This window comes from Paenarthrobacter sp. NPDC089988, assembly GCF_044748465.1.
In the GTDB taxonomy this organism is placed as follows: domain Bacteria; phylum Actinomycetota; class Actinomycetes; order Actinomycetales; family Micrococcaceae; genus Arthrobacter.
Genome location: NZ_JBIVGD010000043.1, coordinates 1 through 3,996 on the forward strand (window position 1 = coordinate 1; position 3,996 = coordinate 3,996).

General features: G+C 61.2%; 4 protein-coding genes. 1 reads left to right on the forward strand and 3 read right to left on the reverse strand.

The features are described from left to right. Nucleotides 1-107 precede the first annotated feature (107 nt). Entirely contained in the window at nt 108-755 is a 648-nt protein-coding gene (locus ACIPV6_RS23580) for a hypothetical protein (RefSeq protein WP_400273222.1), read from the forward strand. 42 nt (nt 756-797) lie between these two features. Here the strand turns inward: ACIPV6_RS23580 and ACIPV6_RS23585 are convergent, their stop codons facing one another. The 3 genes from ACIPV6_RS23585 to ACIPV6_RS23595 are packed head-to-tail and all read right to left on the reverse strand — an operon-like array spanning nt 798 to nt 3,731. Further along, nucleotides 798-2,306, reverse strand: coding sequence for a hypothetical protein (locus ACIPV6_RS23585; protein WP_400273223.1), 1,509 nt, complete (start codon nt 2,304-2,306; stop codon nt 798-800). Further along, complete coding sequence (locus tag ACIPV6_RS23590) at nt 2,296-2,628, reverse strand: helix-turn-helix domain-containing protein (RefSeq protein ID WP_400273224.1); 333 nt, start codon at nt 2,626-2,628, stop codon at nt 2,296-2,298. The genes ACIPV6_RS23585 and ACIPV6_RS23590 overlap by 11 nt, the downstream gene beginning before the upstream one ends. Before the next feature lie 5 nt (nt 2,629-2,633). Next, nucleotides 2,634-3,731, reverse strand: coding sequence for a tyrosine-type recombinase/integrase (locus ACIPV6_RS23595; protein WP_400273225.1), 1,098 nt, complete (start codon nt 3,729-3,731; stop codon nt 2,634-2,636). Between the last annotated feature and the right edge of the window lie 265 nt (nt 3,732-3,996).

Genomic DNA, 3,996 nt, shown 5'->3' on the forward strand with positions numbered 1-3,996 from the left:
TTTACTGGTAACGATGCATATTCGTTTGGGTACTAATCTCCTCTGACAAGACCTACCGCGACGCTGCATTTACCGTGGTTCACGGGGCTTTGCGACATACTCGGGTCATGGTTGCTCAAAAAAGTTCCGCTCAGTCTGCTGCCAAGTGGCGCTCTGAACATGACGTCTGGATCGACCATGAATCGCTCAAGTTATCGGATGCCGAGTGGCTCTCCGGTGTCCGGCGCCTGACGCTCTGGGCGGTCAAGATCCCTGAGGGCTTTTTGTCGTCGCTGTCACGGCTGGAGTGGTTAGACATCCGAGGTGGCTCCGGAACGTCGATGGACGTGGTCAACGGCTGCCAGAACTTGACCTACCTCGCAGTCAACCAGATCCGCGGTCTGCATGATCTGTCTGCTATAAGTGCTCAAACAAACCTCCGACTGCTGAGCCTCTATGGATTGCCGCAAGTGCGGACTCTTCCTTCACTCGCTAACCTCCAGCATCTCAAACGACTGGAGATCGGATCGATGAAGGGGCTCGCTGGGTTGGGTCCGCTTCTAGAAGCGCCGTATCTAGAGGAATTATTGCTTTCCAAAGCGGTGGCTTTGACTAATACCGATCCGGAGGCAATCGCTGCCCACCCTTCAATCAAGGCCTTCAATTGGTTTGCTGAAGATGTTCCGGTTAAGACCTGGGCTCCCATCGTTGATCGAATAGGGCGGCCAAAAGCAAGAGCTTTAAGTGCTTCGGATTGGTTCGATCAGAGTCGCTGATCCCGGCCCGATCCAGCTAGCTTGCTCCGGTAGAAGCTGTCATCAATATTTAGAAATGGCTGGCGTGTAGCGGGACCAGGGTTCTGCCGCGGCCGCAGCATGCTTTTGCGTGACTTGGTAGCTGTAGCCAAGCATTTCTGCGACGAGCGGTGCCGGGACTTCTTTGACGAGCGCGCGGAGGGATGCGTTGCGTGCGCCCAGGAGATCGATGCCGACTTCCCTCAAGCGCTCCATGAGTGTGTTGGGGTGGATGTGCTGTCCGGCGCGGTAGCCGGGGAAGAGCCACGGGCTGCCGGAACTGCTGCCGGTGCGCATGTTGGGCCGGGAGGCCAGGTGTTGCGAGACGAGGGCGGCGAACGGTTCGGGCACTGGCGCTGGGTATTCTTCGCCGAGTGACAGGCGCAGGCCATCGGGTGTGAGGATCACGTCGGTGCTTTTCATCGCGGCGATCTTCACTACTGGTTGGGCGTAGAGCAGCAGGAGAGTGGCGGCGACACGGTAGGACAGGGTGTCGATGTTGTCGGTGAGGCAGGCCTTGAGCATGGCGAGCCGCTGCGCTTGGGTGAGCAGCGGCACGGTCTTGGCCTGCCGGAAGCCGATGGTGATGTTGGTGCAGGTCCGGTTCTTCACTGCCCAGACGAAGAAGGTTCTGATGGCATGCCTGGTTGTGGGACCGTCGGCCAGCCAGGCGTCGACGTCGGCCTGAACGCAGGATGCGGCGGTCCGTCCGTGGGTGAGCTTGAGCCAGGTGAGGAATTTGATGGTTTCGGTGATTTCCTGCTTCGCGCTGTGCACGGGACCGCGGGTGGGTTTCCCGCCTGTTGAGAATGTCCTGATGCGTCGCAGGTGGTGCCATCGGGCGAAGGACTCGATAGGACGCCGAATCTCTGGGTCATCAATGTCATCGAGCTTGCCGGGTAGCCACCGCTCAAAGAGGGCCAGGTAGTGGTCTCTGACCGGGAATAGGTTGTGGTGGATGAGTAGACTGCGTAGGTGCTCCAGCCGTAGGCTGTTGGGTTCCCTGTCCAGGGCCTCGTGACTGAGCGGGAGGTCTCCGGTGGCGAGTCGCTCGAGCAGTTCGCGGACGCCGGGTTTGCGGAGCCAGGTGAGTATGCTTTCAGGGCGCTGGGCTGCGCAGAGCGCGGAGAGCAGTTTCGCTGCCGTCGTTTCTTTGCCCTGGGACTCGTCGACGTGCAACAGCGTGGTGAGGTCGACCCGGAGTGAGCAGCGGGCGCAGGTGTTCTGGCGGTAGTGCTCGGTTTCGGTCCCGCAGCCGGAGCAGTGGTAGTCCTGGGTGATGCCGGCGCAATCGACGCAGACTGGCTGGACACCGTGGGAAGCAGACCTTCCGGGGAGCATGCGTTCTGTCCCGCAGCCGGGGCAGGTGCCGTGTGTGCGCATGGCGACCGTGAAGCAGGTCCCGCAGATCCTGCCTTCCGGCCAGCTGGTGCGGTGCTTGCCGGCTGCCCGTGAGCACCTGTCGCAGGTGAACGCCCCGGTGGTGCGGGGCCGGCCGCGGACGGCTAGCCGCCGTGGGACTTCAGCCGTCATCGCGGATTACCCGGGCACGTTTGGGTCTGATGGTCTTGCTCAGGTCCACGACATTGGCGTCGGAGGCGACCTTGCGGACCTTGGCGTCCGTTGCCGTCACGGTAACCAAATCCTCGGGCCCGCAGGAGAAGATGTCGCAGAGCGCAGCGATCATCATGAGTGAGACGCGCTCCGGGCGTTGGGTGACGAGCCGATAGACCTGGGAGGCGGAAAGTTCGATGCCGCGTTCCTTGAGCAAGGGACTGAGGTCGGTGCTGTTGTGCATTCCCCGGGCCGCCATCAGTTCTGCAAGCCGCCAGCGGTAGTCGATCTCTCGTTTCATGGGTTTTAGTCTTCCATTCCGGCCAGCGCGTCCCGGATCGTGGAGTCCAGGGCGCGGCGCAGTGTTTTGACCCTGTAGTCGCTGGAGACGGAGGTGTACAGGGCCGTCGTTGAGGCGTGCTCGTGCCCGGCCTGATGCTGGACGAACAAAGCGTCCATGCCTGATTCGATCAAGTGGGTGACGTAGGAGCGGCGCAGCGAGTGGATGTCCAGGCCGGGGGAGAGGCCCAGGTCCTCGCAGTACCGGTTGAACCTTCGGTTCAGCGCTGTCTCCGAAACCAGGGTGCCCCGTTCGGAAGGGAACAGGTCCAGGCCGTCGGTCAGGTGCGGGTGGCCGTGTTCCAGCCAGTCGGCAACGATTTCCGTGGACCAGTCGAACACGGTGAGGACGCTGCGGTGCTTAGGTGGTGAACCTTTCATGGCTTTTCCGTAGCGGACCTGCAGGACGCCGTACTTGCCGAACTCCCGTGCGTGCGGGTTTCGGGCAAAATCGACCGTCTGCAGGTGCCTGACCTCGTTGCGCCGGAGACCCCAGCAGTAGGCCACCTTGAACAGGACGGCGTCGCGGTAGGCTGGCAGCCAGCCCTTGCGACCCAGTGTCGCGATCCTGTCCACCTCGTCATCGGCCCGGTCAAAGAAGGCCTGCAGCTCCTGTCGGGTGAACGGCCGCCGCTTGGGATCCGATTCGTTGGCCTGGGCGTGGACCGCGGTGTTCCAGTCGAAACAGACCTGCGAAGGGTGCGTTCCGAAATACTGCTCGCAGACCCGGTCCCAGCCGTAATCAGGCGAGGCGACGTACGAGCAGAACGCCCGGAGCGCCGCCTGATAACTCCTGATCGTGGACTGGGCTGCGTGCTTCACGCTGCGCAGATCACCGAAGAACTCATCCACATGTGCCGGCGTCCACTGCCACGGATATTCATTCGTGGCCTCCTGGAACCGCGTAACAAGACGCTCCCGACCTTCGATAGTGCCAAACGACAGGTTCCTGCTCAGCTGCTGATTCCGCCAACCGGTAAGCATCTGGGCGAACACGACATCCTCCGGATGAAGGAAACGCACTGCGCCGAAATCCAGCACCCGTCCCGCTGAATCGACCGCCATGAACCCTCCCGAACCATTGCATTGGATGCAAGAATCATGCAATTAATGCAGAACCCTTGCAAATCCGCCACTCAACGCGGCATTCATAGTCGATGTCATGCGGCTGCACGAGCCCGGTCGACGCTTTCACGAGTGCCTTGAGTCGACTCCCCGCGATGTGTCGTTGCAGGTCAGAAGCGCTTTCTGATGATTCCGGACTGCCTAGAGGCGAGTGGCGGGCAGAGGAGGGGCGATCATGCATCAGATGCAATAATCACTGTTCTAC

Coding starts and splice junctions, on each gene's coding strand:
- ACIPV6_RS23580 (WP_400273222.1), top strand. CDS start 108: ATGGTTGCTCAAAAAAGTTCCGCTCAGTCTGCTGCCAAGTGGCGCTCT.
- ACIPV6_RS23585 (WP_400273223.1), bottom strand. CDS start 2,306: ATGACGGCTGAAGTCCCACGGCGGCTAGCCGTCCGCGGCCGGCCCCGC.
- ACIPV6_RS23590 (WP_400273224.1), bottom strand. CDS start 2,628: ATGAAACGAGAGATCGACTACCGCTGGCGGCTTGCAGAACTGATGGCG.
- ACIPV6_RS23595 (WP_400273225.1), bottom strand. CDS start 3,731: ATGGCGGTCGATTCAGCGGGACGGGTGCTGGATTTCGGCGCAGTGCGT.